The 874-nt window shown below is 41.3% G+C and carries 1 protein-coding gene; it reads right to left on the reverse strand.

Annotated features, from left to right (window positions below):
* Nucleotides 1-240 precede the first annotated feature (240 nt).
* On the reverse strand, nucleotides 241-849 hold the full coding sequence (locus J7R05_RS07305) for a lambda exonuclease family protein (RefSeq protein WP_208541772.1): 609 nt from the start codon (nucleotides 847-849) through the stop codon (nucleotides 241-243).
* Between the last annotated feature and the right edge of the window lie 25 nt (nucleotides 850-874).

An 874-nucleotide genomic window follows, 5' to 3' on the forward strand; every position in this document is an offset into this window, starting at 1 on the left:
GTTGGTTTGATTTCAATTAACTCACAACCTTGCTTTTTAGCCTCTCGTAAAGCCCGAGCAATGGCTGGCTGTGTTATAGTAGGGTGGCGATGAGCCATGTTGAATTTCCTTAATTTTGAGTGCACTTCACCTGTTGTGTGAAGCACGCATGTGTTGAAAAGTGATTGAAAATGGGTGGGGGCGCTTTTGGGAGGGAGATGAGAATACAAGAGCGCCCCCTATGGGGTTAAGCAGCTTTAATCAAGAGTTTTGCATTTCTTGTTCTATTTCTGCTAAAAATGCTTCAACAGCTTTATTAATGTGCTCAATCTGTTCATCATCGCGTGGGATGCGTATAACCTTGATACACAAATGAGGTGATTCATCTATAAACCAAGGATGATAGCTGACAAAATCACACCATTTTCGCCCTGTGCAAGCCATTTGGAATTGCATTTGCAAGATATATTCAGGTTTGATTTCACCACTTAACAAAAAACGTGTATGTGTTATTGGTTGAGGGCATTTGACTTCTACAAGGCCATCATCTCCAACGAGACCATCAGGACTAGCGCCTGCCATTTCAATTGTTGGATGGGGTATAAAACCACATCGTGTGACAGGGGTGTCGTAAAGAAAGCTATATTCTTCAATTGCACTGTCTTCATGTTCATTTCCCCATCGCATAGCTGGCGTTTCATAAGATGATACTGTTTTGCCCATTAAGCGTTCTGTGATGAGTTGGAATTTGTACTCTTCATATTTACTTGTAGGTAAGCCCTTTGCTGTTTTATTGATAATGCTGCTAATGTTTGAAGCTGTGACTTTACCTAAACGAGCTTGAAACCATTCTGCTGTTCTTTGTTCCATATCACACCCCCATTGAAGCTTGTTG

Origin of the sequence: Bartonella capreoli, from assembly GCF_902813205.1 — a bacterium.
Taxonomy (GTDB): domain Bacteria; phylum Pseudomonadota; class Alphaproteobacteria; order Rhizobiales; family Rhizobiaceae; genus Bartonella; species Bartonella schoenbuchensis.